Source organism: Acidaminococcus sp. CAG:542 (genome assembly GCF_000437815.1).
GTDB lineage: Bacteria > Bacillota > Negativicutes > Acidaminococcales > Acidaminococcaceae > Acidaminococcus.
Map to the genome: position 1 here is coordinate 1 of NZ_FR902084.1, position 3,006 is coordinate 3,006.

The following is a 3,006-nucleotide window of genomic DNA, read 5'->3' on the forward strand; positions in this document are numbered from 1 at the left end:
CTTTCGCGCATCTGGACCCATCTCGTGCGCCTGGCGGGAAACGGGTGCCCATCTCTTTTCGCGCATCTGACCCACTCTGACGCCCAGGGAAAAGGTCGAAAGGTGGGGTGTTTTCGCGCATCTGGGGCCTTCTTGTGTGCAGGGAAGGGGGTTGCCCGGAGGGCCGCCGACCGTTGACACATACCCGGTTTCATCGGGCTTGTTGCCATTTTCCCCGTGGGGTGCTATAATAAATAAGAAAACTGAGGCAGACCTTAGAGAGTGGGTATTTGATACCCGCTCTTTCGTTTACTAGGAAGAAAAAAGCAGAGGTGCCTGAATGGACAAAAAGAAAATCACCGAACGGGTTACGGAACTGGTCTCTCCTATTGTGGAGGCGGCCGGTCTGGAACTGGTGGATGTGGAGTACGTGCGGGAACGGGACTGGTTCCTGCGGGTCTTCATCGACAAAGAGGGCGGCATCGACATCGATGACTGCTCGGCGGTCAGCAATGCTCTGGCCAAGAAGCTGGACGAGGAGGACTTCATCAAGGAGAAGTACTACCTGGAAGTCTCTTCTCCGGGGATCGACCGGCCCCTGAAAAAGGACAAGGACCTGGAAGCCCACTATGGCAAGAAAGTGGACCTGGCCTTCTTTGCTCCTTATGAAGGGAAGAAGCAGCTGACGGCGGTGCTGAAAAGCCACGACGCCGAAAAGCTGGTGCTGGAAGACGCCAAAAAGAAAGAACTGGCCATCGACCGGAAGCTGATCGCTTCGGTCCGGCCCCATATCGATTTTTAAAGGATACAACTGTTAAGGAGGAATTTTGAAGTGAATGCGGATTTCGTGAAAGCCATTGCGCTCCTGGCCAAGGAGAAAAGCATTTCTCCCGACGTACTGTACAGTGCAGTGGAGGAAGCCCTGATTACCGCTTACAAGAAAAACTACGGTTCTGCCCAGAATGTACGGGTTTCCATGCATAAAGAAACCGGGGAGATCCATGTCTATGCCCGGAAGAACATTGTGGAGGAAGTCACGGATCCCACTACGGAAATCAGCCTGGAAGACGCCCAGAAGCTGAATCCCCACTACCAGGCCGGGGATATCCTGGAAACGGAAGTGACCCCCAAGAACTTCGGCCGGATCGCCGCCCAGAACGCCAAGCAGGTGATCGTCCAGCGGATCCGGGAAGCGGAACGGGGGATGGTGTACGAACGGTATTCTGACCGGGAAAACGACATTGTCACCGGTACCGTCCAGCGGATCGAAGGCCACAATGTGTTCATCGACCTGGGCACGGCGGAAGGCCTGCTGCTGCCCAACGAACAGATCCCTCATGAAACCTACGACTACCATCAGCGGCTGAAATGCTATGTGGTGGAAGTGAAGAAGACCACCAAGGGTCCCCAGATCATCCTGTCCCGGACCCATCCCGGCCTCCTGAAGCGGCTGTTCGAACTGGAAGTGTCCGAAATCCAGGATGGCACCGTGGTCATCGACAGTGTGGCCCGGGAACCGGGGATGCGCAGCAAGATCGCCGTCCACAGCACCAATCCCAGCGTGGATCCGGTAGGGGCCTGTGTGGGACCCAAGGGCATGCGGGTACGGGCCATTGTGGACGAACTCCGGGGAGAAAAAATCGACATTGTGAAATACAGTGAAGATCCGGAAGAATATGTGGCCAACGCCCTGTCCCCCTCCAAGGTGGTTTCCGCCCGGGCGGACAAGGATGAAAAGATCTGCCGGGTGGTGGTCCCTGACTACCAGCTGTCCCTGGCCATCGGCAAGGAAGGGCAGAACGCCCGTCTGGCCGCCAAACTCACCGGCTGGAAGATCGACATCAAGAGCGAATCCCAGGCGGCTGGTGCAGAAGCTGCCCAGGCTCAGGAAGCCCCTGAGGAAAGTGGTGAGGACGCATGAAAGTAAAGAAGATTCCCCAGCGGACCTGCATCGGCTGCGGGGAAATCCACAATAAGAAGGAAATGGTCCGGATCGTCCGGTCTCCGGAAGGAGCCGTGAGCCTGGACCGTTCCGGGAAGAAACCGGGCCGGGGTGCCTATGTGTGCCCCCAGGCTTCCTGCATCGAAAAGGCCTTCCAGAGCAAAGCCCTGGAAAGAGCCCTGCAGGTGAAGGTTTCTCCGGAAACGAAGGAAGCATTGCTGGCGGAGCTCACCCATGAAAACGGATGAACAGCTCTGCTTTGCCCTGAGTCTGGCGCAGAAGGCCGGGAAGCTGGCATCCGGCGATCAGGGCGTATGGGACACGCTGAAAAAAGGCCGTGCCCGTTACGTGCTGATTGCCGCTGATGCCTCGCCCCGTACGGTGGAGAAGATCCAGCGCTGGTGCGATGCCGGGAAGATCCCTTACGGGAAGATCCTGGACCGTGCCCGGCTGGGTGCCGCCATCGGAAAAGCGCCCCGGGCGGCTGTGGTCCTGATGGATGACAACTTCCGGAAGATGATGGGCTTTTGACTATGGAGGTGTGCGGATGACAAAATACAGAATCTATGAGATCGCCAAAGAATTGAACCTGGACAACAAAAAGGTACTGGGGTTCCTGGCTGACCATAAAATCACGGTGAAGAACCACATGAGCACGGTGGAAGCCGGGGTCCGGGACATGATCGTCAAGGGCCTGAAGAACAACCAGGGTGCCGTGAAGGCGGCTGCCCAGAAGGTCCAGGAAAAAGTGACCCAGGCAGCGGCTCCGGTAGCGGCCAAAGTGGCCCAGGTAAAGAGCGATGTGGCGGTGGGCAAAGCGGCCATCCAGGCCCATCATGCGGCCCAGGCCCAGCAGAAGGAACAGAACCGGAACAGCCAGCGTCCGGAAGGCCGGAACGACCGGAATGACCGGAGAAACGACAGTCGTCCGGAAAACCGGTCCAACGACCGGAACCATGGTCAGAACCGGAACGACCGGAGAAACGACCGTCCCCAGAACGGCCAGAACCAGAACCGGGACAACGGCCGCCGGAACGACCGTCCCCAGAATGGCCAGAACCGGAACGGGAACGGCAGCGGGAACA

General features: G+C 57.9%; 5 protein-coding genes. All 5 read left to right on the forward strand.

Features of this window, described 5'->3' with window-relative positions; all coding sequences use genetic code 11:
* Window positions 1–319 precede the first annotated feature (319 nt).
* Window positions 320–781 (forward strand): ribosome maturation factor RimP, encoded by a 462-nt coding sequence (gene rimP, locus QVO43_RS07000; protein WP_022487820.1) that lies wholly within the window; start codon window positions 320–322, stop codon window positions 779–781.
* Window positions 782–811: 30 nt separating this feature from the next.
* The gene (gene nusA, locus QVO43_RS07005; protein WP_022487821.1) at window positions 812–1,900 is read left to right on the forward strand and encodes a transcription termination factor NusA; all 1,089 of its coding nucleotides are present in this window, start codon (window positions 812–814) and stop codon (window positions 1,898–1,900) included.
* Entirely contained in the window at window positions 1,897–2,169 is a 273-nt protein-coding gene (rnpM, locus tag QVO43_RS07010; RefSeq protein WP_022487822.1) for an RNase P modulator RnpM, read from the forward strand. Before nusA ends, rnpM begins: the two co-directional genes overlap by 4 nt.
* Window positions 2,156–2,452, forward strand: coding sequence for a L7Ae/L30e/S12e/Gadd45 family ribosomal protein (locus QVO43_RS07015; protein ID WP_022487823.1), 297 nt, complete (start codon window positions 2,156–2,158; stop codon window positions 2,450–2,452). The genes rnpM and QVO43_RS07015 overlap by 14 nt, the downstream gene beginning before the upstream one ends.
* Before the next feature lie 16 nt (window positions 2,453–2,468).
* On the forward strand, window positions 2,469–3,006 hold a 538-nt coding region (locus QVO43_RS07020; protein ID WP_288174696.1), incomplete at its 3' end, for a translation initiation factor IF-2 N-terminal domain-containing protein.